Annotated in this window: 22 protein-coding genes and 1 pseudogene; 10 read left to right on the forward strand and 13 right to left on the reverse strand. The window is 59.6% G+C overall.

The window, feature by feature from the left end; all coding sequences use genetic code 11:
- The first annotated feature begins 62 nt into the window (after positions 1-62).
- Positions 63-692: a DUF3885 domain-containing protein gene (locus HU722_RS19675; protein ID WP_065874167.1), complete on the forward strand. Its 630-nt coding sequence runs from the start codon at positions 63-65 to the stop codon at positions 690-692.
- An 88-nt stretch (positions 693-780) separates the two neighbouring features.
- Here HU722_RS19675 and HU722_RS19680 read toward each other — a convergent pair whose 3' ends face one another.
- The 6 genes from HU722_RS19680 to serC all read right to left on the reverse strand — a co-directional run bounded on the left by HU722_RS19680 (position 781) and on the right by serC (position 7089).
- Positions 781-1242: a hypothetical protein gene (locus tag HU722_RS19680; protein ID WP_225930641.1), complete on the reverse strand. Its 462-nt coding sequence runs from the start codon at positions 1240-1242 to the stop codon at positions 781-783.
- Between the two features lie 63 nt (positions 1243-1305).
- Positions 1306-2571 carry a serine hydroxymethyltransferase gene (glyA, locus tag HU722_RS19685; RefSeq protein WP_065874173.1) on the reverse strand — a complete coding sequence of 422 codons (1266 nt, stop codon included), beginning with the start codon at positions 2569-2571 and terminating at the stop codon, positions 1306-1308.
- A 26-nt stretch (positions 2572-2597) separates the two neighbouring features.
- A complete protein-coding gene (locus HU722_RS19690) occupies positions 2598-3779 on the reverse strand; it encodes an aspartate aminotransferase family protein (RefSeq protein ID WP_065890593.1) in 1182 nt (393 codons plus the stop codon).
- A gap of 29 nt (positions 3780-3808) precedes the next feature.
- Positions 3809-4648, reverse strand: a complete 840-nt coding sequence (locus tag HU722_RS19695) for a YggS family pyridoxal phosphate-dependent enzyme (RefSeq protein ID WP_065890592.1) — start codon at positions 4646-4648, stop codon at positions 3809-3811.
- The gene (locus tag HU722_RS19700) at positions 4648-5880 is read right to left on the reverse strand and encodes a benzoate/H(+) symporter BenE family transporter (RefSeq protein ID WP_065890591.1); all 1233 of its coding nucleotides are present in this window, start codon (positions 5878-5880) and stop codon (positions 4648-4650) included. Before HU722_RS19700 ends, HU722_RS19695 begins: the two co-directional genes overlap by 1 nt.
- 126 nt (positions 5881-6006) lie before the next feature.
- Complete coding sequence (serC, locus tag HU722_RS19705) at positions 6007-7089, reverse strand: 3-phosphoserine/phosphohydroxythreonine transaminase (RefSeq protein WP_065880864.1); 1083 nt, start codon at positions 7087-7089, stop codon at positions 6007-6009.
- A gap of 136 nt (positions 7090-7225) precedes the next feature.
- On the opposite strand from serC, the gene pdxR reads away from it, so the two are divergent.
- The gene (gene pdxR / locus HU722_RS19710; protein ID WP_065874182.1) at positions 7226-8722 is read left to right on the forward strand and encodes a MocR-like pyridoxine biosynthesis transcription factor PdxR; all 1497 of its coding nucleotides are present in this window, start codon (positions 7226-7228) and stop codon (positions 8720-8722) included.
- Between the two features lie 10 nt (positions 8723-8732).
- Here pdxR and HU722_RS19715 read toward each other — a convergent pair whose 3' ends face one another.
- Positions 8733-10031 (reverse strand): serine hydroxymethyltransferase, encoded by a 1299-nt coding sequence (locus HU722_RS19715; RefSeq protein WP_065874184.1) that lies wholly within the window; start codon positions 10029-10031, stop codon positions 8733-8735.
- 240 nt (positions 10032-10271) lie between these two features.
- On the opposite strand from HU722_RS19715, the gene HU722_RS19720 reads away from it, so the two are divergent.
- The 5 genes from HU722_RS19720 (at position 10272) to HU722_RS19740 (ending at position 14821) form a co-directional block, all read left to right on the forward strand.
- Positions 10272-11489, forward strand: a complete 1218-nt coding sequence (locus HU722_RS19720; RefSeq protein ID WP_065874185.1) for an MFS transporter — start codon at positions 10272-10274, stop codon at positions 11487-11489.
- Positions 11490-11643: 154 nt separating this feature from the next.
- Complete coding sequence (locus HU722_RS19725; protein WP_065890590.1) at positions 11644-12606, forward strand: AurF N-oxygenase family protein; 963 nt, start codon at positions 11644-11646, stop codon at positions 12604-12606.
- On the forward strand, positions 12603-13655 hold the full coding sequence (locus tag HU722_RS19730; RefSeq protein WP_065880861.1) for a 2Fe-2S iron-sulfur cluster-binding protein: 1053 nt from the start codon (positions 12603-12605) through the stop codon (positions 13653-13655). The genes HU722_RS19725 and HU722_RS19730 overlap by 4 nt, the downstream gene beginning before the upstream one ends.
- A 36-nt stretch (positions 13656-13691) precedes the next feature.
- The gene (locus HU722_RS19735) at positions 13692-14393 is read left to right on the forward strand and encodes a glutamine amidotransferase (protein WP_065874192.1); all 702 of its coding nucleotides are present in this window, start codon (positions 13692-13694) and stop codon (positions 14391-14393) included.
- Positions 14394-14464: 71 nt separating this feature from the next.
- The gene (locus tag HU722_RS19740; protein WP_065880860.1) at positions 14465-14821 is read left to right on the forward strand and encodes an antibiotic biosynthesis monooxygenase family protein; all 357 of its coding nucleotides are present in this window, start codon (positions 14465-14467) and stop codon (positions 14819-14821) included.
- Between the two features lie 166 nt (positions 14822-14987).
- Here the strand turns inward: HU722_RS19740 and HU722_RS19745 are convergent, their stop codons facing one another.
- The 4 genes and pseudogenes from HU722_RS19745 to HU722_RS19755 all read right to left on the reverse strand — a co-directional run bounded on the left by HU722_RS19745 (position 14988) and on the right by HU722_RS19755 (position 17100).
- The gene (locus HU722_RS19745) at positions 14988-15230 is read right to left on the reverse strand and encodes a hypothetical protein (RefSeq protein WP_065874196.1); all 243 of its coding nucleotides are present in this window, start codon (positions 15228-15230) and stop codon (positions 14988-14990) included.
- 12 nt (positions 15231-15242) lie between these two features.
- Positions 15243-15722, reverse strand: a complete 480-nt coding sequence (locus tag HU722_RS19750) for a hypothetical protein (RefSeq protein ID WP_065874198.1) — start codon at positions 15720-15722, stop codon at positions 15243-15245.
- Between the two features lie 55 nt (positions 15723-15777).
- Positions 15778-16013, reverse strand: a pseudogene (locus HU722_RS28910) (GNAT family N-acetyltransferase); the annotation flags it as partial.
- A gap of 307 nt (positions 16014-16320) precedes the next feature.
- A complete protein-coding gene (locus HU722_RS19755; protein ID WP_225930642.1) occupies positions 16321-17100 on the reverse strand; it encodes an AraC family transcriptional regulator in 780 nt (259 codons plus the stop codon).
- An 87-nt stretch (positions 17101-17187) separates the two neighbouring features.
- Between HU722_RS19755 and HU722_RS19760 the strand changes: the two genes are divergently transcribed.
- Entirely contained in the window at positions 17188-17793 is a 606-nt protein-coding gene (locus tag HU722_RS19760; protein WP_225930643.1) for a VOC family protein, read from the forward strand.
- A gap of 392 nt (positions 17794-18185) precedes the next feature.
- Here HU722_RS19760 and HU722_RS19765 read toward each other — a convergent pair whose 3' ends face one another.
- A complete protein-coding gene (locus HU722_RS19765; RefSeq protein WP_024074954.1) occupies positions 18186-18644 on the reverse strand; it encodes a GNAT family N-acetyltransferase in 459 nt (152 codons plus the stop codon).
- 463 nt (positions 18645-19107) lie between these two features.
- Between HU722_RS19765 and HU722_RS19770 the strand changes: the two genes are divergently transcribed.
- Entirely contained in the window at positions 19108-19521 is a 414-nt protein-coding gene (locus HU722_RS19770; RefSeq protein WP_065890391.1) for a contact-dependent growth inhibition system immunity protein, read from the forward strand.
- 616 nt (positions 19522-20137) lie between these two features.
- Here HU722_RS19770 and HU722_RS19775 read toward each other — a convergent pair.
- Positions 20138-21025 (reverse strand): serine hydrolase domain-containing protein, encoded by an 888-nt coding sequence (locus HU722_RS19775; protein ID WP_065890393.1) that lies wholly within the window; start codon positions 21023-21025, stop codon positions 20138-20140.
- A gap of 270 nt (positions 21026-21295) precedes the next feature.
- Here HU722_RS19775 and HU722_RS19780 point away from each other — a divergent pair, with 270 nt between their 5' ends.
- Entirely contained in the window at positions 21296-22510 is a 1215-nt protein-coding gene (locus HU722_RS19780) for an aldose 1-epimerase family protein (RefSeq protein ID WP_065874200.1), read from the forward strand.
- Positions 22511-22513: the final 3 nt, after the last annotated feature.

The following is a 22513-nucleotide window of genomic DNA, read 5'->3' on the forward strand; positions in this document are numbered from 1 at the left end:
CAGTAATATCCGTCTGCACCGCCCAAACTATGGAGCCGGGCTATTAGCCATGAAGGGATCAAGTGAATCTACAACTTGAAATTGAGAGGATCTTTGGGGGTAAAGCATTTGACAGGCCACTTTTCTATTCCTATCCAGGAGGTCTGCGTTTTGAGCTCTCTGAAACTGGTGGAGTGATTGAGCAATTTCTATCAGCACTACGAAAATCAACAAAGATCTGCAGCGATATCTTTCTTGAGGACGCGACGCTTGTTGCTTGTCTGCGCATTCATTCTGGCAGCAACCGATTTGCTCATCGGCCCCTGATTCACGCCCTTCGATCTGCCGGCATTAACATACCCACGGAGTGCTCAGTCTGGAGTGAGGAAATAGATCCGGAGGAATGGTTTTGCGAAAGGGAGCCGGAATATTGGATCAACATCGCATTTGAAGCGCCTGCGACTCTGCTTCAAGCATTTCTTTGGTGTGCTTTGGCTAGGGACTTTGCCGCAATTCAGCCTAAACCCAACTGCGTTTTATACCTCTTCAATTTGAAGAGGCACGTTATGGTTTTTCCCTACGACGACAGAGGTATGGATGTGGTCGGCCCCAACAAAAATCTGCTTTCACAGTTGTATCGTCTGCATCATACATACCTGCTGGAATACGACCGACATACGATGGACACCACATTTGCAGGGGCTGCGCGCTAGCCTCATTGCTTACATTGGGGCTGAAATCGTGCCCACAGCCCACATGGCCACCGTCTCTTTTTGGCCGCTTACTGCCCGTCATTCCTGACTACTTTTTTGGGTGAGTACCACCCCTCCCCCGTAATAACCCATCCGCGAGCGAGACTTGGATATTCCTAATCCCATCTAAAGACAAACGCTCGGTGCACCAGACCTCAGCCTCTCCTTTGAAAAGCCTAAGCCACAGCCCATGTGAAACGAGGGTGCTACGCAGCTCCGGGATGCGGATCAAATTCTCAATATCACCACCGAAGTGCTTTAAGAGCAGTCCGTTACGAACGTGCACGATGTAACCCTGACCACCCGCCATTACGATCACATGAAAAGTTGATTCCACTTCCAACACGCAGTTGAAGCGGCAGGACCCGGTGAGCCAGCAAATCGAGATCATTTTTTGGGGCGTGCCCTGGGCTGTGACTTTCGGGCTCACCGGGATCAGTCTTCGGCAGATCATCACGACGCCCCCACGCCCCCAGATCGAACGCCTGATAACGCTGGAAGCAGGCTGCATGAGCGTCCTTTTCGGGTAAAGGCGTGAATCAGGGGCCGTCCACACGGCCCCCCCCAAACCCATTCAGCGATAAACCGGATAACGCCGGCACAGTGCGACAACCTGTTCGCGCACGTGGTGGCCGACCTTGTCACTGTCGCCATATTCCAGGGCGTCGAGTACGTCGCACAACCACCCTGCCACTTGCTCGCAGGCCTCGACACCGAAGCCCCGCGTCGTCACCGCCGGGCTGCCGATGCGCAGGCCGGAGGTCACGAAGGGTGAGCGTGGGTCATTCGGCACCGAGTTTTTATTCGCGGTAATGTAGGCGCTGCTCAATGCCGCATCGGCGTCCTTGCCGGTGTAGGGCTTGTCGGACAGGTCGATCAGCATCATGTGGTTGTCGGTTCCGCCCGAGACGATCTTGTAGCCGCGCTTTTGCAGCACCGCCGCCATGGCGCGGGCGTTGATCACCACTTGGGCCTGGTAGACGCGGAACTCAGGCGTCAGCGCTTCCTTGAACGCTACGGCCTTGGCTGCAATCTGGTGCATAAGCGGGCCGCCCTGCACGCCGGGAAACACTGCCGAATCGAGTTTTTTGTAGAAGGCTTCGTCCTGGCCCTTCGACAGAATCAAACCGCCCCGTGGGCCGCGCAGGGTTTTGTGCGTGGTGCTGGTGACCACATGCGCATGGGGCAGCGGGTCCGGGTATTCGCCGGCGGCGACCAACCCGGCGACGTGGGCCATGTCGACCCAGAATATGGCGCCGACCTTGTCGGCGATGGTGCGCATGCGTGCCCAGTCCTTGTAGCGCGAGTACGCCGAGAAGCCGCCGATCAACATTTTCGGGCGCGTCTGCAGGGCAATTCGTTCCATCTCGTCGTAGTCGAGAAAACCGGTTTTCGGGTCCAGCCCGTAGGGCACGATCTTGTAATGCCGGCCCGAAAAGTTCGCCGGGTTACCGTGGGTCAGGTGGCCGCCCTGGGCCAGGTTCATGCCCATCACCGTGTCACCGGGGTTGATCAACGCGAGGAACACCGCCGCGTTGGCCTGCGCACCCGCGTGAGGCTGCACGTTGGCGTAGTCGCAGTTGAACAGGGTCTTGACCCGCTCAATCGCCAGCCGCTCGGCTACATCGACGTATTCACAACCACTGTAGTAGCGCTTGCCGGGATAGCCCTCGGCGTACTTGTTGGTGAGTACCGTGCTCTGGGTCTGCATGACCAGCGGGCTGGCGTAGTTCTCCGACGCGATCAGCTCAATGTGGTCTTCCTGGCGATGCGCTTCGTTATGAATCGCCTCACGCAGTTCAGGGTCGAAAGCATCCAGGGTGAGCGTTGAGTCATACATGGTGGGGGCGTCCTTGGTTAACAAATTCAAACAGCGGGCGACAGCAGGCGAATGACACGTGCGGCGATCTCGTCGATCTGTGTGTCATCGCAGATCAGTGCGGGCAACAGGCGCATGGTGGTGCCACGGGTGACGGTGATCAGCAGGCGTTGTTCTTCACGGGCGCGGTCGACCAGCTCGCCGCACGGGCGGTTGAGTTCGACGCCGACCATCAAGCCGATACCACGAATGGCCACCACCTCGGGATGGTTGCCCAGCGCCAGCTTGAGCGCGGCCAGCAGGCGTCGGCCGCTGGCGGCGGCGCGTTGTGGCAGGTGCTCACGCTGCATGATGTCCAGCACCGTGCACCCCACGCGGCAGGCCAGCGGGTTACCGCCAAACGTGGACGCATGGTGACCGGGGGAAAACAGCTCGGCGGCCTTGCCCCGCGCCAGGCATGCGCCTATCGGGTAGCCGTTGCCAAGTGCCTTGGCCAGGGTGATGACATCCGGCTCGATGCCCGCGTGTTGAAAGCCAAACCAGGCGCCGGTGCGGCCCATGCCGGTTTGCACTTCATCAATCATCATCAGCCAGTCGTGTTCATCGCACAGGGCGCGCAACCCTTGCAGGTAGCCCGCGAACGCCGCATGCACCCCACCCTCGCCCTGCACCGGTTCGACCAGCACGGCAACGATGTTGGGTGACTGCGCCGCAACCGCCCGAATCGCCTCGATGTCGTTGTACGGCACGCGCACAAAGCCGGGCATCAACGGTTCGAAACCGGCGTGCACCGCCGGGTTGCCGGTGGCCGCCAGCGTGGCGAGAGTGCGCCCGTGGAAGCTGTTGTCCATCACCAGCACCTGCGGCTGGGCCACGCCTCGGGCATGGGCGTGCAACCGCGCCAGCTTCAGCGCGGCTTCATTGGCCTCGGCGCCGGAGTTGCAGAAAAACGCGCGCTCCATGCCGGACAACAGGCACAACCGCTCGCCCAGTTGCTCCTGCCACGGGATGCGAAACATGTTGGTGGTGTGCAGCAACTGCGTGGACTGCTCGGCGATGGCGGTGGCAATTTCCGGGTTGGCATGCCCCAGGCTCGTCACGGCCACGCCGGCGATGGCATCCAGGTATTCAACGCCGTCGGTGTCCCACAGGCGAGCGCCCAGGCCTCGGCTGAACGAGACCGGCTGACGGGACGAGGTGTGCATCAGGTAAGCGGGTGCTGCGGACATTGCAGGCCTCCTATAGAGATCAATCAACGTTAAGGGGCGAGCGCCGGCAACTCGTCGTCGTTGCGCGGTCTGGCGTCGGCCGTGGGCCAGTAATAGGCATCTGGCATGGCGCGGGCACCGAAGATGGCTTGGCCGACGCGTACCACGGTTGCACCCTCTTCAATGGCAATTTCAAAGTCGCCCGACATACCCATCGACAACTCCTGCAGCGACACGCCCTCGGGCACCTGCGCGAGCAAGCGGTCGCGCAATTCACGCAAGCGCACGAAGCAGGGGCGCACCCGCACCACGTCGGCGCAAAACAGCGCCAGGGTCATCAGCCCGCGAACCCGTAGCGCCGGGAATGCCGGCAGCGCCGCGATGAACGCCGCCACATCCTCGAGAGCCAGGCCGTACTTGCTGGCTTCGCCCGAGGTGTTGACCTGCACGAACACATCCATCTGCCGACCTTCGAGCTGCAGGCGATGGTTCAGCACTTCGGCCACGCGCAGGCTGTCGAGCGCCTGGAATTCGCTGGCAAAACGCGCAACCTGCTTGGCCTTGTTGGTTTGCAGGTGGCCGATGACTGACCATTGCAGGTCGTGCAGGTCGCTCATGGCTTGCGCCTTGCGCTGGGCCTCCTGCACCTTGTTTTCGCCGAGCAGGCGGCAACCGGCGGCATAGGCCAGGCGCAGATGGGCTTCGTCGAAGGTCTTGCTGACCGGCAGCAACCGCACGGTGGCCGGGTCACGCCCGACGCGGTGGCAGGCATCAATGATGCGTTGCTGCACAGCGGCAAGATTGCGACGAAAGTCCTCGACGCTGACCGCCTGCGGATAGCGACCATGGTCGGCGTGGAGCGTGGTGAGGTGTTCGGCTTGCCCAGTCATCAGCGGGTCGCTCCCTTGGTGGTCACCGCAGTGTTTTTTTCACGACGTGGCAGTTGCCCATTGAGTACCGCATACGCCGCGAGGCCGATGAGCAAGCCCCAGAACGCGCCGCCAATGCCAAGCAAGGTGATGTTGGCGGCGCACGCCAGAAAGGTGATCAGCGAGGCTTCACGGGATTTGACGTCCGCCATGGCATTGGCCAGGCTGCCGCCGATGGTGCCGAGCAGCGCCAGCCCGGCCAGGGTGGTAATGAACGTCGCCGGAAAGGCCATGAACACCGCCGCCAGGGTTACGCCAAAAATCCCCACCAGGATGTAGAACACCCCTGCCGCTACCCCGGCGATCCAGCGTTTGGAAGGGTCTTCGGACGCTTCCTTGCCGGTGCAGATCGCCGCCGTGATTGCCGCGATATTGAACGCATGGGAGCCGAACGGCGCCATCAGCAACGAACCCAGCCCGGTCACGCTGAGAATCGGGTTGGCGCTGGTCTTGAAGCCGTCATTGCGCAGCACCAGCATGCCCGGCATGTACTGCCCCGTGAGGGTAATCAAAAAAAGCGGCAACGCCACGCTCAGCAACGCATTGAGCGAGAACTCGGGCCGCGTGAATACCGGTGTGGCGAACGCCAGCGCCAGTCCGGAAAAATCCACTCGCCCCTGCATCAGCAAAAAGCCCAGCCCCAGTACCAGAATGCCGACCACCGCGTAGCGTGCGCTCAAGCGTTTGAACACGATGTAGGCGCCGATGAGCAGCCCCACCAACAGCGGGTCGACCGTCATGCTCGCGAATGCACCGATGCCGAACTGCAAGAGAATGCCGCCCAGCAGGCCCGCCGCAACGCCAGGCGGGATCAGGCGCACAGCCCTTTCAAAATAGCCGGATACCCCCAGCAGCACGAACGCCGCCGCTGAAATCAAATACGCACCAATCGCCTCGGCGTAGGGCGTGGTCGCCAGGGCAACGATCAAGAACGCCGCCGCCGGGGTCGACCAGGCGGTGATGATCGGCTCGCGGCTCACCCAACTGAGGAACAACCCTGTCACACCGACGCCAATCGACACCGACCAGACCCACGACGCCGTCAGCTCAGGGCTGAGGCCGGCAACCTTGGCGGCCTGGAACACTAGAATGAAGGTGCCGCCGTAATTGACGATCACCGAAATCAGCCCGGCAACCACCGGGTGCAGCACATCCCGCAGACGCAGGGACGACTGGGATTGAGTAGAGGGCATAAGTCTTGGCTCCTTGCTGGACAATGGATCAGGCCGTGGCCAGGCGGTCATTTATAGCCGTTGAATGGTGGGGTTTGCCCCTACGCTTGTGCGCAGCAGACCAGACCACTTTTCGCGCAGGAGCGGTTACCCATGTGCGCGTGCGAAGTCAGCCATAAAGTCAGTCAGCGCCTCGACTGCGGTTAACGAGACGGCGTTGTAGAGGCTGGCGCGCAGGCCGCCGACACTGGCGTGGCCTTTCAAGCCGTTAAGGCCGGCGGCTTCGGCGCGGCGCAAGAAGGTCTTCTCCAGCGTCGAATCCGCCAGCACGAACGGCACGTTGTTGATCGAGCGGTACGCCGGCTGCACCCGATTGCGGTAGAACCCGCCGCTCTCGTCGATGGCGCGATAGAGCCGGTGCGCCTTGGCCTGGTTACGCTCATGCAAGGCCGGCAGGCCGCCGTTGTGCTTGATCCACTTGAGCGTCAGGCCGGTGAGGTACCAGGGAAACGTCGCCGGGGTATTGAGCATCGACTGCGCATCGCTGATGTGGGCGTAGTTGAGAATGTCCGGAGTGAAGGCATGGGAGCGTTCCAGTAATGCGGGGTCGACGATGACCACCGTCAACCCGGCCACCCCCATGTTTTTCTGCGCGGCGGCATACACCAGGTCGTGCCGGGCGACGTCCATCGGCTTGGACAAAAGGCTTGAACAGGCATCACACACCAGCGGCGCGGCGCTGTCGGGCGGGGCGATGAATTGCACGCCGTGGACCGTCTCATTCTCGGTGTAATGCAGGTAGGCGGCGTCAGGATTGAGGTGCCAGCTCGCTGCGTCAGGCACGCGGTCGAAGCCGGTTGCGCGGGCACTGGCCGCGATTCGCACATCGCAATAACGCCGCGCCGCTTCAATCGCCTTACCCGACCAGAGGCCGGTGTGCAGGTAGTCCGCCGTGCCTTTGTCGCCCAACAGGTTCATCGGCACCTGGGCGAACTGCAGCGAGGCGCCGCCTTGCAAAAACAACACTTTGTATGCGTCCGGCACGCCGAGAATGTTGCGCAGGTCCTGCTCCGCCTGGCGGGCAACGTCCATGAACACGCGGGAGCGATGGCTGATCTCCATCACCGACATACCGGTGCCGGCAAAATCAAAAAATTCTTCGTGTGCCTGGGTGAGCACTTCCAGCGGCACCGCCGTGGGGCCGGCGCTGAAGTTGTGGGATCTGGCCATCGTCGCGTAACTCCTGTTCAAGAACACTCGCATCGTGCGGGCTTGCCACGCGCCGGGGCCGGGCTGGCGAGGGCTGGATTCTACGGATAGACTGGCCTGCCATTACAGGCCAATTCCAAAGGACGGAGCAGACCGCATGGCAAAAACCTTCGAGCTCGAAACCCTGAAAATGCGCCTCAACGACGTGGAGTTTCAGCTGCTGGACTTGCACCAGCGCATCCAGCGGGCGTTGCGCGCACTGATCCTCGACGGCGCCCTCGGCCCCGGCCTGAAACTGCCTGCCACACGGGTCTTGGCAACGTCACTGGGGTGCGCCCGCGACACCGTCGAGAACGCCTACGTGCAGTTGCATCGGGACGGGTTTATCGTACGCCGCGAGGGTGCTGGCAGTTACGTCTGCGACACGGTCGGCGTCGAATTGCGCGGCGCCACACGCCGGCGCATCAAGGCCCAGGAAGTGCGCAGCAACGCCGCCGCACCCGGCGCCGAGCTGAGCCAGCGAGGGCGGATGATCTTCGAAACGGGCGGCGTCAGCGACCAGCAAGTCATCAAGGCCTTCGCCACCGGTTTGCCGGAAACCCGCAGTTTCCCCACGGATGTCTGGGAACGCCTGCAACGCCAGGTGATGAAGGACTATCGCGCCAACGTGCTCTTGCACGGCGACCCGCAAGGCGCCGAGCCGCTGCGCAAGGCGATTGCCACCTACCTGAACCTAGAGCGCGGGGCCAAGTGTTCGCCCGATCAGGTGCTGGTGCTGAGCAGCACGCGCCAGGCCTTGTACCTCTGCGCGCAGCTGCTGGTGGATGCCGGCAAGCCGATCCTGCTGGAAAACCCTGGCTATTACGGCGCACGCAAAGCCTTCGAGATCGCTGAAGCCAAGGTGCTGCCCATCGATGTCGATGAACGCGGCATCCGCACCGACCTGTTGTACGCCGACCGCAGCGGCGCCAACTGCGTGTACGTCACACCGTCGCACCAATACCCCACCGGCGTGACGCTGCCGCTGGAACGGCGCCTTGAGTTGATCAACTGGGCAGCGGAAAAAAGCAAGTGGCTGATCGAGGACGACTACGACAGCGAGTTCCATTACGACGGACAACCCACCGCCTGCGTGCAGGGTCTGGACAAGTATCAGCGCACGCTCTACATCGGCACGTTCAGCAAGACGCTCTACCCCGGCTTGCGCATGGGCTACATGGTGCTGCCCCACGAACTGGTCAAGCCCTTTGCCTACGCACGCAGCATGATGGACGGGCATACGCCGCAAGTGCTGCAACTGACCCTGGCGCGGTTTATGGAAGACGGCCATTACAACGCCCACGTGCGGGCCATGCGCAAGCTCTATGCCGGGCGCCGCTCGATCATGCATGACGCCATTGGCAAGTACCTGGGCGAGGTCGTCACCGCCCAGTTGCCGCCGGGCGGGTTGCAGATTCCCTGTCTGCTGAAAGCGGGCTGGAGCGAAGAAAAAACCATCCGCCAGGCGGCCACCGCCGGCGTGCAATTGTCCGGACTCAGCAAGCTGTACGCAGGCGAACCGCAGCAATACGGCTGGCTGCTGGGCTACTCGTCGTTGACCGCGTATGAAATCGAAGCCGCCATGCTGCGCCTGGCCAATGCGCTGAAAATCTAGAGGCAGCCGCTCAGTAAGGCAGCTTGAAACGCTTGGTCAGTTCGCCGATGCCTTCGCGAATCGAGCGCTCGGTGCGACTGTCGAGGGCGCCGCTGCGCACGCCGCCGAGCATGGCGAGGATCATGTCGCCGATCTCGCGAAATTCATCCACGCCCATGCCCCGCGACGTGCAGGCCGCGCTGCCGATGCGAATGCCGGAGGTGACACTGGGTTTGACCTCGTCGCCCGGCACGATATTTTTGTTCACGGTAATCCCGATCGCTTCCAGCGCCTGTTCGGCGACATTGCCGACCAGGCCCCACGGCCGCAGGTCAATCACGCCAAGGTGACAGTCGGTGCCGCCCGAGACCACCGACAACCCGCCTTCGGCCAAACGCCCGCACAAGGCCTGGGCGTTCGCAATCACCGCATGCGCGTAGGTGCTGAACGCCGGTTGCAAGGCTTCGCCGAGCGCCACTGCCTTGGCCGCCAGCGTGTGCATCAGCGGCGCGCCTTGCAGGCCGGGAAACACCGCCGCATTGATTTTCTGCGCAATGCCCGGCTCGTTGCACAGGATCATCCCGCCGCGCGGCCCGCGCAGTGTGGTGTGGGTGCTGATGGTGGTGACGTGGGCGAACGGCACCGGCGACGGGTACGCACCGCCCGCTACCAGTCCGGCGACGTGGGCAATGTCGGCCATCAGGAAGGCCCCGACTTCGTCGGCAATTGCGCGAAAGCGCGCGAAGTCCAGCGCCCGTGAATAGGCCGAAGCGCCGACGATGATCAATCGCGGGCGTTCCTGGCGGGCCATCTGCTCGACCTGGTCCATGTCGACCCGATGGGTCAGCGGATGCACGCCATAACTGAGGGCCTGAAACCAGCGCCCGGACATATTGAACGCCGCACCGTGGGACAGGTGCCCGCCGGACTTGAGGTCCAGGCCGAGGATCTTGTCGCCCGGTGCCAGCAGCGCCAGAAACACCGCCTGATTGGCCTGGCTGCCCGAGTGGGGTTGCAGGTTGGCGTAGGCACAGTTGAACAACCGCCGGGCGCGCTCGTTGGCCAGCTCTTCTACCGCGTCGACGTTGCAGCAGCCGGCGTAATAACGGCGCCCCGGATACCCTTCGGCATGCTTGTTGGTGAGCACCGAGCCCTGGGCTTCAAGCACTGCACGGCTGACAAAATTCTCGGCAGCAATCAGCTCGATTGACTGCATCTGGCGCTGGCGCTCGGCGTCGATGGCACGCCACACATCCCCGTCCGCCTGGGCCAGTGCGACGCCACTGAGCACCGGCAGCGCGTGCCCGTCTCGATAAGCGAAATGCGGCATGGTAACTCCCTGTGAAAACGTCGATTGGCAAACGGCGTCTACCCTAGCGGCACACGGCCCGCGCCGGTATACCAGTTTGCGCCAGCGTTGCAGACCACTGCGCGGCGCGGCGCCACGGCGCGAGACCAGTAGCGCTGCAAAGTGGTCTGGTGAACCTTTGAACATTGGACTATCCCGCAAGACCAACGCCCCACTAAGCTCTGCGCCGGTTTTGTCACCCCCATTTCCACAGGTTCTGCCATGACGTCTTTTCGTATCGGACTGCTGCCGCAGGTCGCAGCCGCGCACTTTGTCAGTCATCTGCACATCATGGTGCTGGCGGCGTTGTTTCCCCTCCTCGCGGCTTTTTTCGACGTCGATTACGTGCAGTTGGGCCTGGCCCTGAGCCTGTTCAACATCGTCACCGCGCTGGTGCAGGCGCCGATGGGATTTGCCGTGGACCGTTTCGGCGCACGGCGCCTTCTGTTAGCCGCGCTGGCAGTGGGCAGTAGCAGTTTCCTGTTGATTGCACTCGTGCCCAACTACCTTTGCTTGCTGATCGGCATGGCGCTGGCCGGCGTCGCCAACGCGGTTTACCACCCGGCCGACTATGCCCTGCTGTCCCGCCATATTGACCCTGCCCACATTGGCAAAGCATTCTCCGTGCACACCTTCGCCGGCTTCCTCGGCGCCGCCGTGGCCCCGGTGTTTTTGTTGAGCATCGCCGTGGCGAGCACGCCGGCCATGGCGTTTGCCGCCGCCGCAGGCGTAGGGTTTGTCGCGCTGGCGGTGTTGTCGATACCTGGCGCGGCACTGGCCCAAGTCAATTATGTGTCGCCAGCGGCCGACCCGGCGCCCCTCGACACGCGTCGGCGCTCGTTGCTGTCGCCCATGGTGCTGAGCCTGACGTTGTTATTCGTGCTGCTGAACCTGAGCACCGGCGCAATTGAAAAATTCTCGGTCGCGGCCCTTATGCAAGGCCAGGGCGTGGCCTTGACCTGGGCCAACTCGGCACTCACCGCGTTCCTGTTTGCCAGCGCCTTTGGCGTGCTGGCAGGCGGCGCACTGGCCGACCGCACCCGCCGCCATGGCGTGGTGGCCGCCAGCGCGTTTGCCCTGGCCTGCGGGTTGATACTGTTGGTCGCCACGGCGCACTTGAGCGAGCTGGCACTGCTGCTGGTACTCGGTGTAGCGGGATTCCTGACCGGGGTGATCGCGCCGTCCCGCGACATGCTGGTGCGCGCAGCGTCGCCGAAAGGCGCGGAAGGCAAGACCTTCGGCATTGTCTCCACCGGCTTCAATATCGGCGGCACCCTCGGCCCGGTCGGGTTCGCCTGGCTACTCGACCAAGGCCACCACAACTCGATTTTCTGGGCCAGTGCTGCCTTTATGGGCCTGACGGTCGCGCTGACCCTGATGCAGGAACGGCACTTGGCCAAAGCCCGGAAAATGCCCGCATTACACCCGCAATTCAACTGACCTGGAGCAATATCCCCCGCTTTTTTTGGCGCAAACTTGAAGGGCAACGTCCCGCATTTATTACGCGGCAACCCGCTTTTGCGGCCCCGTCATGTTTGCAAAGGACTGCACTCATAACCCAAACACCAATAGCTGTTTTCTTTGGAGTTAAAACATGGACCGTTTGAATTGTGGTACCGATGACGTGGTACAAAACATGCTCGCCAAGTTGTCCGGGCTCTGGAAAACCCGCGCTGCCGTGAACAATCCGCAACCGGATTACTGGGGCCTGGCCTTTGACCCGAAGAAGCAGGATTTCAGCCTGTCGCTGCTGCCGTTCCGTCATCACCAGGCCTGGCTCGAAGCACCGCAGGACCTGCAATCCAAGTGCCTGTCCTACGCGTGGGGCATCTACAACCTCAAGACGATCTACATCGAATGCGACGTGGTGGTGCCCGCCTGCGAGGACATCATCAAGACCCCGCCACACAGCCAGAACCGCGCCCTGCTGCAGGACGTGATGTCCCAGGCACTGCTGGACGAAGCCCTGCACACGCGCATGTCGATCATGGCCTGTAACTACATCTACGACATGCGCAAACTGACCCCGCTGGATTTCAGCGCGTTCAACCTGGTGACCTGGCGCGAAGCCCTGCTGGCCAACTGCACGGCCGAATGGGAGCGCCGCCTGACCCGTTTTGGTGTGGCGTGCGCGAGTGAAACGCTGATCACCGATTACCTCAAGACCATGGCCGAAGACACCAGCATCCAGGCGGTGTGCCACGAGGTCACACGCACCCACGCCATCGATGAATGGAGCCATTCCAGCGTGTTCAGTTTCGTCGCCTCCGACATCGTTCATGGCCTGAGCCGCACCGAGCGCGAGTACCTGCGCTCAATCATCCTGCGCACCGTGCAGATGTTCGCCAACAACGAAATGGGCGCATGGGCCAAGGTGTTCTCGATACTGCAGATGCCGCATGCCAGCGAGATCCTGCATGACGTGGGCGACAACAACGAAATCAGCGTATACACCGACTCGCTCCAGGCCCTGATCGACCGTATCGGCCTGACCGACAAAGGCCTGAGCAGCGCCGAACACGCCATCGAAACCTTGAGCGAGAAGGCCCGCGCATGAACGCCATGACCCCACTGCAGGCCCGTTGCGAACGCGTGACCATTGAAACCGCTGCGATCAACGTCTTCAGCCTGCGCGCCGTGGGCGCCCACGCCGAGTTCCTTGACCGCCTGGAACCCGGCAAGCACGTGGCGCTGCGCTTTCCGGACACTACGGGCACGCCGCAGCAACGGCTGTATTCGATCACTCGCAGGCAAGGCGCCGACGGGTTCGAGATTGCGGTCAAGCGCGAAGGCCATGGCGGGGTCTCGGACCAGTTGCACGCTACCTTGCAGGAGGGCTCGCAGGTCGCGGTGGAGTTTGTGGCCGGGGACATCAGCCTGGGGTCGATCATCGGCTGCAAGCACGTCGGCATGCTCGCTGGCGGCATCGGCATCACCTTGCCAATCGCCTTGCTGCGCGGCCTGCTGGAACGCGCACGACGCGGCCTGGCGGTGCCCGAGGTAAGCCTGCTGTTATGTGTGCCGACGGTGGCCGACATTCCCTTCCTGCATGAGTTGCTGGACCTGGAACTGAACACCCGCTGGTTTTCGCTGCAGGTCTTCATTACCCGCGAAGCGGTGCGCAGCAACGGCCATTTCAGGGCCGGCCGCCCCACCGCCGCCGACCTGAACCTGCTGGGTAACCCGGACACGGTGGTGATCTGCGGCAGTCATCGTTTTGCCCAAGGCTTGCGCGACCAGACGCTGGCGCTGTTTCCGGACAGCCAATTGCTGATCGAATCCTTCACCCCGCCGGTCAGGGTCGCGCAGGCGCAACCTGCGACCAGCGATGCGCTGCGCCTGCACATCAGCCACACCGACGAGTTGCTGGAACTGCCCGCCGGCAAGAGCCTGCTGGAGATGCTCGAATCCAGCGGCATTGCAGTGCGCAGCCTGTGCCGCGCCGGGATCTGCGGCCACTGTCGGATCAAATTGTCCGAGGGCGAATACACCCTCGAGCCCGACTTTTGCCTGACCGATAAGGACAAGGGCGAAGGCTTTGCGTTGGCCTGCTGCACCTTCCCGCAATCGGGGACGATCAAGGTCGACCTCAACCCCACTGCATAAACCGTCAGGCCCTTATTTCAACCGCTGAGTGTTTCCATGAAAACTGCTATTGCACTGCGCCACATTCATTTTGAAGACGTGGGCACCCTGGATGTGGTGCTGGCCGATGAAGGCTACACCCTGATTTACCTCGACCCCACTGTGGACACCATCTACAGGGAGCAGGTGCTGCAGGCCGACTTGCTGATTGTGCTCGGCGGCCCGATTGGCGCGTATGACGAGGACCTGTACCCGTTTCTGCACGACGAACTGGAGCTGGTGCGCCAGCGCGTGGCGTCCGGCAAACCGTTGTTGGGCATCTGCCTGGGCGCACAGCTGATCGCCCGCGCCATGCATGCCAAGGTCTACCCGATGGGCGTCAAGGAGATCGGTTTTTCCGCGTTGACCTTGACTCCGGCCGGCCAGGACTCACCGCTCGCCGCGCTGATGGACACGCCCGTGTTGCACTGGCACGGCGACCAGTTCGATGTGCCCGACGGTGCCGTATTGCTGGCCAGCACACCAGTGGGCGCCCACCAGGCGTTTGCCGTGGGCCGCACGATTCTGGGCCTGCAGTTTCATCTCGAAGCCAACACCCCCCACATCGAACAGTGGCTGGTTGGCCACGCCAGCGAACTCGCCCACGCCGGCATCGACGTCGTCGCACTGCGCGCCACGGCCGCTGGCCTGGGCGATCGCCTGACCCGCGCCGCTGGCAACGTGATGCGCGCCTGGCTGAACAACCTGGGCCCCCGTTAACCCACTGGCGGCGGGCAACCGCCGCCGTTTAAGACCACCTGAAAAAAACCGTCAAGGATGAGGAGTCAAACATGATCGTCGTGTTATTCGAATTGCAGGCACTGCCCGGTCAGGGCGAGACCTATGTGGACCTGGTCAATAAGCTGACCCCGTTGCTGGAACCCATGGACGGGTTTATCTCCGTCGAGTGTTTTCAGAGTACGCTGAACCCCAAGAAGGTGATGTCGGTGACCACCTGGCGCGATGAGGAAGCCGTGGTGCAGTGGCGCAACGTCACCGCGCACCTGTCTGCACAACGCGCCGGGCGCGACAAGATCTTCGACGATTACCGCGTTCGCGTGACTTCGGTCATTCGTGACTACGGCCTGCGGGATCGTGAGCAAGCGCCGTATAACGTCGTTGTGGATGGAGCACACGCCACGGCGTAACGCCATGCTGATCGTTCCCACGCGGTGCTTGGGAACGATCATGTGTTGGGCGCTGGAGGGCTGTCGCAGAGAGAGCGCTGCCGTAAGCATCACAACAAATGTTTGCGCCGCTGCTTCCTGTATGACAGGCATTGGAGCACTAAACCGCGGAGAACCCCTGCCACCTTCAACCCATCTGTTCGAACCGCCGCCGCTTTAGGAACAACCCCACCCCCAGTGCAACGGCAAAGATCGACAGCAACCCCAGGTCAAATCCAAGCAAGCGGATGTGGCTCGCCGCAACGCAGCCGACCGCCCCCATCGCCACCAGCAGTACCCCTAACCACTTGCGAAGCGGGTACGACTTAAGAAACCGATCTAGCAGAAAGAACAGCACCAGAGCAGCGACCAGTTGGGTAATGTCAGACATGGGTTTCTCCCGTCAGGTCTTGATGATCAGTGTCGAGGCGGTACGTTGCGGGCCGATACCGCCGTTCACCTGCGCCTCGATGCTCACCAGTATGTCGCCTGCATGATAGGTGGGCAGGGTTTCATTCACGTACATGCGCACACCGGCGCCGACGGGGGCCCCCACGTAGGGGGAGGCAACGTAAGAGGTGGCGCCCGCGAACGCCGAGGCCGCCAGGTTGGCGATTCTGGTGCGCTGGGCGTTGAGCACATCGCCCTGCTGCCGGGTCAGCGGCTTGGAGATGCCGATCATCATCAGGCACGGCAGGTTCTTGGCCAGCATCTTGTCGTACACCTCGACGACCTTGCGGTTGACCTCGTAGTGCGCGCTCTTCGCCTCACCAAAATGCAGCTCGCGCAGCCGCCCGCGTTCGCTGTCAGTGAGGGTGATCTGCGAGACGTTGAACACGATCCCGTGATTGCCCATGTATTGGAAAGTCCCTTCGAACTTCATCGCACGCATCCTTTCGAGCCAAAGGCGGGGATTGTCTAGAAGGCGGGCGCTGGATTCAAATCATTTCACCTGGCTGGCAAGGTGCACAGCGCGGCGTAAGGTGCTGACGGTCGTCGAATTTACTGCTTTCGACGAACACGAAGCCATGGCGGATGTAAAACGGTTCGAGGCACTTTCTTTGAGGGCACCTACTGTGATCGGCAGTGCAGCTGCATCCGCTGCTTCGAAAATCTGTGCGAGTACAACCGAGCCGATCCCAGAACCCTGCGCGCTCGGCCTCACGTATAGGTGCTAGCCCCTAGCAGCGCATTAATTTTCGTATGAGCTATCCCGCTTTTCATCGCGAAATTTACCCTGCTTAGCGCTTATTTAAGGAACGTCGACTGGCGGCTCTTGGCCGATAGCTGCCCGTCACGAGCGGCAGTAATCGGCCAGAAGCGGACGTTTAGAACAGAGAAATAAATCTGTTCTCTTTTCCCAATGGACATCATTGCGGCGTACGCAAGGCTATCGCGTGGTGCGCGCAGCGCTCTCTACAAAAGCACCTTAGCACTTGGCGCCGCACAATTAGGCGAAGCATGGACTTCGCGTACACCCATCAACTTGATCTAGAAATTGCCTCTTTGCTAATCAGTGTCTGCGCTCGCACATATTGTCCTGGCGTAACACCCATTATCCGACGGAACATGGCAATGAAAGCACTAATATTTTCGTAGCCAAGCTCAATCGCCGTTGTCGTCACTGACATCCCCTCGACCAATAGTTGAATAGCGCGCAACGTGCGTGCACGTTGTCGCCATTCAGAAAAACTAAAACCGGTTTCAGCGACCAGACGCCGGGCAAGTGTTCTAGGTGCCATACCTGACCAAGCAGCCCAATCCTCAAGTGATCTATTGTCATCAAGCTGAGCAAGTATCGCATCGGTGATACGCCTCAAGCGCGGGTCATTGGGGTGCGTCAGACCGATGGGTTCAGCGGGTGAGGTAGCAATTTCATCCAAGATGACTGCTGCAACCCGCGACTCCATTTCGTTGCGGGGGGGTTGTCCCCACGACGCAGCGCGGCTTACCGCTTCGCGCAGCAAACTGCTGACCCTAAATGTGCATGGCATTTGATGCAGGATCCCGCACTCTTGCTCCGCGATATAGACCATCGCTCCTGCAAAAGCGCCATGTGACATCATCGCGTGTGCGACACGGGGAGGTATCCAAATGGCATGGGTAGCCGGCACTACCCATGAGCCGCCGTCAGTGCTGACGGAAAGCAGGCCGGCAAGGCTTGCGATTAGTTGGCCTGTCGTATGAGTGTGAGGCGCCGTTTCGCGGATCGCCCGGTCGCGTTGCTCTATCGCCAACAGTGGCATAAGCGCGCGGTTCATGGCTGGTTTACGTTATCCAATGTCATATCCGAGGTAGCCATATCCTGAATGCCTAATGGAGAATAAGACCGGTCAGAGGAATACTCAATGTCTAAAAATCGCAAATGTTGCTTCTCTTGGATTGGCCTGATTATGCGTACCTCTCACACATTTATTTTCTGTGTTTTGGCCGTAACAGCTGGATGCGCAAGCTCACCTCCCTATTTGGCCCGTGAACCTTTAAAGGATCATTTGATGAATTCTAACCACATGGTGCATGCCGTCGATCATATTGGCTTCGCAGTCAGTTCATTGGAAGAAGCCATTCGCTTCTGGACAATTGGACTTGGGTTCACTCTTGAGCGTCAGTCGGAAATGGGCGGATCATTCATTTTGCAAGTAACCGGCACCGCCGATCCGAGCGTGCGAACGGCGATAGTCAAAGGCCCGGATGGCAGCCGAATAGAGTTGCTGGAATATTCGCAGGGTGACCGCCACGGTATCACCCCACCTACGGCATCAGCGATTGGTTCAGCGCATTTGGCATTGAGAGTGCAAGACATATACGCCGTACTCGAACGCATTGAGCAAGCAGGCTGGAAAGCAAGAGGCAAGCCTCAAGCGATTCCCGCAGGCCCACGCAAGGGAACTCTAGTTGTATATGTGACCGGGCCAGATCATATCACTCTGGAACTGATGCAGGCTAATGAGTAGCTTCCTGCCGAAGGCTGTTAAGCTTATTTCCCTAAAGCAATTACTTAAAGCGCTCTCCGTCGCGCATGACGTCTCATGGCAAACATAAAGATCATCACTTTCAAGTATACAGCTGGCGTAATCATACACTTCGCCGGCCACATAAAATTTGGATTTCCTTTCAGGCACTCTACTGCGCAGATCGAAAAGCTAAAGCCCTGTTAGTGCGCTAGAGCGCAGATCACTAACGCGTAAAGGCGCAAATCTTAAATTACCGCCATATAGGATCTATTAATAACTGCTTTTGGCGGCGGACATTCCTGAATTAGCAGCTTCTAGCCTTTCGTCCCTATTGCGAACATCCGCGCTCCCAGGCGTTTGCTCTCCATCTTATGCTGCAAACCTGAGCGAGTTCAAAGATCCCGCAGCATCAATCGCTGCTCCTTACCCCACGCCCGAAAAAACTCCTGCACCTGCCATCCACGCTTGGCGTAGTAGTCGCTGCGATCATAGGTGTGCAAGTACAACCGCGTGGTGCCGTTGGCCTTTGCGGCGTCGCAGATGCCTTCTATCAATTGTTCCGCCAACCCTCGCTTCCTTGCCTGCGGGGCGATAAAGACGCAGGCTAACCAGGGCCCCAGCTCCGGGCGTTCGGGCAAGTCGCTGGCGGCAAGTGCAGCGCCGCCAAGTAGCTGGTCATTCTCTAGGGCGATCAGACATTGCCAATCACCGTTGCCCTGGCCTTCCGCGAATTCGCGTTGCCAATCGGCCAATGGCTGCTCAACAAACTCGTATGCGAACTGCTGATGCAGCCACTGCGCCAGGGTGTCGCTGTGTTGCATATGGTCACGCAGCCAAACCAGGCGGGGCATGTGAGAGTCTTCCTTGTTTTTGGATCAGTACGCGTATGTGGCCGCAAGGAGGGAATAGGGTCAAGCGCAACGGTGAAAAGGTGACTGAAACGGTGACAGATTTTTTTTTCTTCCGGAATGACCGCTTCTGGCCGATTACTGCCGTTCGTGACGGGCAGCTATCGGCCAGAAGCAGCCACTCGGCCCACGGCACCAAACGGTCCAATGAGCTCAAAGGTGAGGATGGAATCTCGGTTGAGAAGGCCAATTAGCTCGGCGATCAGACACTGGCTGCTCGAAAGCACATCACTACCCAGCATTGAGAAGGCATACTGCCACTCTGAGAAACTGCTTGGATGGCTAAGAGGGCTTACCAGCCATGCCGAAACGCTTAAGAATGTAATTAGCCCAGAGGCGCAAGCGGCCCGACAGGCAGCTTTAGATACTTTAAAACGTATCTCTGACCTCTAAATGGTGCGGGTATATGAAAAAGACATTTCGTCAAATAGATGAGAGTAATGGGTTTAAGTGGGAAGTTGAGCCTGATGAGTCTGCGCTTGAGTCATGGCACAGGTCGATTCTGGACACTCCGATTACTGAGCTCGATATTGGCGACCTTTGCAGATCGGTCAGGCAAGATATGTATACGTCGGAATTATTGCCTATCGTGGTTCGCGAGTTGGATAAGGAAGTGCTGGTAGGATTTCTGGATGACGCCGAGTTGCTAAAAGGAACCTCAAAATTATCGGAGGCAGTCTGGGCGAAAAATTTACTGCTGACGCAAAAAATGTTGAATATTCTGAGGCGAGATAAAGAGCTTATTGCTGTGGAGCCTCGCGCTGTCGAATATGCTCAGGCTTTAGAGAGGAAACTGCTGGCAGCGCTTAATGGTAAATGACACAAGAAGGAATAGGGGAAAGGGGGACAGATTTGAATGGCACTTACTTAACAGCTAACAGGCTGATCTGATTACAAAAAAATAAAAAAAGGCCGCCCTCGGTCTACGGTGATAGTTGCGAAAAGGTCAGTGACATAAAGGACTATACACAGCCGCATTTGCGCAATTGTATGACCGATATTCCATCCATCCCGACGCAGAGCAGCAGGGAATTTATCTTGTGATCTGGTTCGGCGGCGATGAACTGGTCGCAAACAAAAAATACAACCTTAAACTCCGCTTCGGAACTGAAGGCCAGCATCAAAGAGACGCTCCCGCCTGAGCTAGTTGGGCTAATTGATGTGTTCGTCTTGGACGTTTCCGAGTCCTAAAGTTATGCCTGAAACGCAGAGACGAAGACTATATGCGACAAGCCCAGGAGATTCGAAAAATAGCACTCTGAGTCGTCCAGATTTTTTATACGCTTGGTGCAGTGACAACGCCCGCTAATGGGCCGGTAGCGTGCGTTTCCAAACGTCCGCTTATGGCCGATTGCAGTCGGGGGGGACAGGCAGCTTTCGACCCAGGCGGTCATTCGGCGAATCTTTTGACCGACGCTAAAAGGAGTTGAATGCAGTCAGCTCTTTTGACGCAGAACTTGCATGAGCTGCTCAACGACGATGGCTTCGACGAAGCCTTCACTGGACCCCACCTCAAAAGCAGCACAACAAGCCGATCCGTCTCCGTCGCAGAGACGGTAGACAGCAATGACATTGCTCGGTCCGCAGCCGGTGTGCCCGCATAGCGAATACCCGCCGTCAATCGACCCTTGCATCACGCCAAGGCCATAGCCCGGCGTGATCCAAGGGCGACCGGGAATCGGGCCGCCCAATGTTCGTGCTCTCTGCATTTCCTGAAGCAAGTCCGTGGAGAGCAGGCCTGCACAAAAGAGTCGATCCAGAAATAACGCTGCTTGCGAAATGTCACCGATCAACAAGCCGTGGTAAACCCAGGCGGGATCATAATTTGAGGCACTTCCAAGGTGGGTCGTTTGTAAGTCTGCTCGCGTTTTTGCAAAGCGAACACTCGATAAGCCCAGAGGAGAAAGTGTCCGTTGAATTACCGCTTCATCAAGCTTCAGATCAGTCAGCCGTTCAATTAGCCTGCCGACAAGCAGGTAGCCGACATTCGAGTAACGCCAACCGTTTCCGGGACTGTATCGGAGTCGAGCACCGTCAAGGCGTTGCATCATTTCATCGGCCGGCCAGGCTGGCTCACTGTTTTTAACGGCAGAGTGATACTCCGCAAGTTCTCCGTAATCAGCCAGACCGGCCTCATGCCGCAGTAGCTGGCGTAGCGTAAAAGGCTGATCAAGAACCGGGTCGTCCAATCCGACCAACCCGTCACGCACCAACGATAGGGCAGTAGCAGCCAAGACTGTTTTCGTGAAACTCCACCAGGGGACCATCAGTTCTGAGCGATCAGCCGCTTGTAGCTGACCATTTGAAACGAGTGAACTGAGCATTGGCTTCCTTGGAGTCTTCAGCGGATCGGCATCTTGACAAGATACCTCAATCATTGCTCTTCGCGGAGGCAAAGGTCAGCCGTTGCACTGTCCTGAACGACTGCTCTTGGCCGATTGCCGCCTTTCGCGAAGAGCATCTTGGGGTCGATTTTAGCCGGTCACAGAATGCAGAAATGGGCTATCCGCGACATCACCGTGTCGATCTTTTAGCTTGCTGAAACGTTTCATCCCATTTATAAAAATGGCACAACTCCAAGAAAGGCTGCCGCCATGACCCCGCTCAAACTTTTTGTTGCCATCAGCGCACTGTCCGCTGCCTCCCACGCCATGGCCTGGGATTACGTTCTGCTCGACACTGACAAAGCCGCGCAGGGCTGGCAGATCACCAGTCAGCAACTCGGAATAAAAACCGACAAACCCTTCAGCGTTACCTTGCGCACCTTGCACGGCGGTCGGCAGGAGGGCGTCAGCATCGTCGACATCGATAACGGCACGATGAAACTCTCGGTAGTGCCGACTCGCGGAATGAACGTCTTGCAGGCCTCAGTTGGCAATGTACGCATGGGCTGGGATTCGCCGGTCAAGGAAGTGGTCAATCCGTCTTTTATCGAACTCAATGGCCGCGGTGGTCTGGGCTGGTTGGAGGGTTTCAATGAGCTGGTCACCCGCTGTGGATACGAATGGGTCGGCCACCCCGGCGTCGACAACGGCGAACTGCTGACCCTGCACGGTCGAGCCGCCAACATTCCTGCGAATAAAGTCACGCTGCATATCGATGAAAAACCACCGTACGCCATTACCCTGCGCGGCGAGCTGAAAGAGCAGGCGTTCAAAAAGGTCGACTTCTCGGTCGCGACCGAACTGGTGACCGAACCCGGCAGCGTCGTGTTCGCCCTCAACGACACTCTGACCAACAACGGCGACTATCCGAAGGAATACCAAGCGCTGTATCACAGCAACTTCAGCACCCCGTTCCTGGAGCAGGGCGCTCGTTTCGCCGCGCCGGTGAAACAGGTGTCGCCCTTCAACGACAAGGCCAAGGACGATCTGCCCGACTGGCAAACCTACCGCGCACCGACCAGGGACTACGACGAAACGGTGTACAACGTGGTGCCGTATGCCGATGCCAAGGGCGATACGTTGACCGTGTTGCATAACAAGGCCGGCAGCCTGGGCGTTTCGGTCGGTTTCAATACCCAGACACTGCCCGTGTTTTCCCTGTGGAAAAACACCGACACCGAAGGCCAGGGCTACGTCACAGGGCTGGAGCCGGGGACAAGTTTTTCCTACAACCGCCGTTATCAGCGGCCACTGAATCTAGTACCGACAATTGGGCCCAAGGAACACAAGCAGTTCCGCATCAGCTATAGCTTGTTGGCGGATAAGGCGGCGGTGGATAGAGCCTTGAAGCAGGTTAGCGAGATTCAGGATGGGCGGGAGACTGAGGTGCGGCAGACGCCGTTGGTTGATCTCACCAAGGGGTGAAAC

Source organism: Pseudomonas tritici (assembly GCF_014268275.3).
Taxonomy (GTDB): Bacteria; Pseudomonadota; Gammaproteobacteria; order Pseudomonadales; family Pseudomonadaceae; genus Aquipseudomonas; species Aquipseudomonas tritici.

What these genes read in the sequence shown, in the direction of transcription:
- HU722_RS19680 (WP_225930641.1), bottom strand. Translation starts at nt 1,242, where the DNA reads ATGCAGCCTGCTTCCAGCGTTATCAGGCGTTCGATCTGGGGGCGTGGG.
- glyA (WP_065874173.1), bottom strand. Translation starts at nt 2,571, where the DNA reads ATGTATGACTCAACGCTCACCCTGGATGCTTTCGACCCTGAACTGCGT.
- HU722_RS19690 (WP_065890593.1), bottom strand. Translation starts at nt 3,779, where the DNA reads ATGTCCGCAGCACCCGCTTACCTGATGCACACCTCGTCCCGTCAGCCG.
- HU722_RS19695 (WP_065890592.1), bottom strand. Translation starts at nt 4,648, where the DNA reads ATGACTGGGCAAGCCGAACACCTCACCACGCTCCACGCCGACCATGGT.
- HU722_RS19700 (WP_065890591.1), bottom strand. Translation starts at nt 5,880, where the DNA reads ATGCCCTCTACTCAATCCCAGTCGTCCCTGCGTCTGCGGGATGTGCTG.
- serC (WP_065880864.1), bottom strand. Translation starts at nt 7,089, where the DNA reads ATGGCCAGATCCCACAACTTCAGCGCCGGCCCCACGGCGGTGCCGCTG.
- pdxR (WP_065874182.1), top strand. Translation starts at nt 7,226, where the DNA reads ATGGCAAAAACCTTCGAGCTCGAAACCCTGAAAATGCGCCTCAACGAC.
- HU722_RS19715 (WP_065874184.1), bottom strand. Translation starts at nt 10,031, where the DNA reads ATGCCGCATTTCGCTTATCGAGACGGGCACGCGCTGCCGGTGCTCAGT.
- HU722_RS19720 (WP_065874185.1), top strand. Translation starts at nt 10,272, where the DNA reads ATGACGTCTTTTCGTATCGGACTGCTGCCGCAGGTCGCAGCCGCGCAC.
- HU722_RS19725 (WP_065890590.1), top strand. Translation starts at nt 11,644, where the DNA reads ATGGACCGTTTGAATTGTGGTACCGATGACGTGGTACAAAACATGCTC.
- HU722_RS19730 (WP_065880861.1), top strand. Translation starts at nt 12,603, where the DNA reads ATGAACGCCATGACCCCACTGCAGGCCCGTTGCGAACGCGTGACCATT.
- HU722_RS19735 (WP_065874192.1), top strand. Translation starts at nt 13,692, where the DNA reads ATGAAAACTGCTATTGCACTGCGCCACATTCATTTTGAAGACGTGGGC.
- HU722_RS19740 (WP_065880860.1), top strand. Translation starts at nt 14,465, where the DNA reads ATGATCGTCGTGTTATTCGAATTGCAGGCACTGCCCGGTCAGGGCGAG.
- HU722_RS19745 (WP_065874196.1), bottom strand. Translation starts at nt 15,230, where the DNA reads ATGTCTGACATTACCCAACTGGTCGCTGCTCTGGTGCTGTTCTTTCTG.
- HU722_RS19750 (WP_065874198.1), bottom strand. Translation starts at nt 15,722, where the DNA reads ATGAAGTTCGAAGGGACTTTCCAATACATGGGCAATCACGGGATCGTG.
- HU722_RS19755 (WP_225930642.1), bottom strand. Translation starts at nt 17,100, where the DNA reads ATGAACCGCGCGCTTATGCCACTGTTGGCGATAGAGCAACGCGACCGG.
- HU722_RS19760 (WP_225930643.1), top strand. Translation starts at nt 17,188, where the DNA reads ATGTCTAAAAATCGCAAATGTTGCTTCTCTTGGATTGGCCTGATTATG.
- HU722_RS19765 (WP_024074954.1), bottom strand. Translation starts at nt 18,644, where the DNA reads ATGCCCCGCCTGGTTTGGCTGCGTGACCATATGCAACACAGCGACACC.
- HU722_RS19770 (WP_065890391.1), top strand. Translation starts at nt 19,108, where the DNA reads ATGAAAAAGACATTTCGTCAAATAGATGAGAGTAATGGGTTTAAGTGG.
- HU722_RS19775 (WP_065890393.1), bottom strand. Translation starts at nt 21,025, where the DNA reads ATGCTCAGTTCACTCGTTTCAAATGGTCAGCTACAAGCGGCTGATCGC.
- HU722_RS19780 (WP_065874200.1), top strand. Translation starts at nt 21,296, where the DNA reads ATGACCCCGCTCAAACTTTTTGTTGCCATCAGCGCACTGTCCGCTGCC.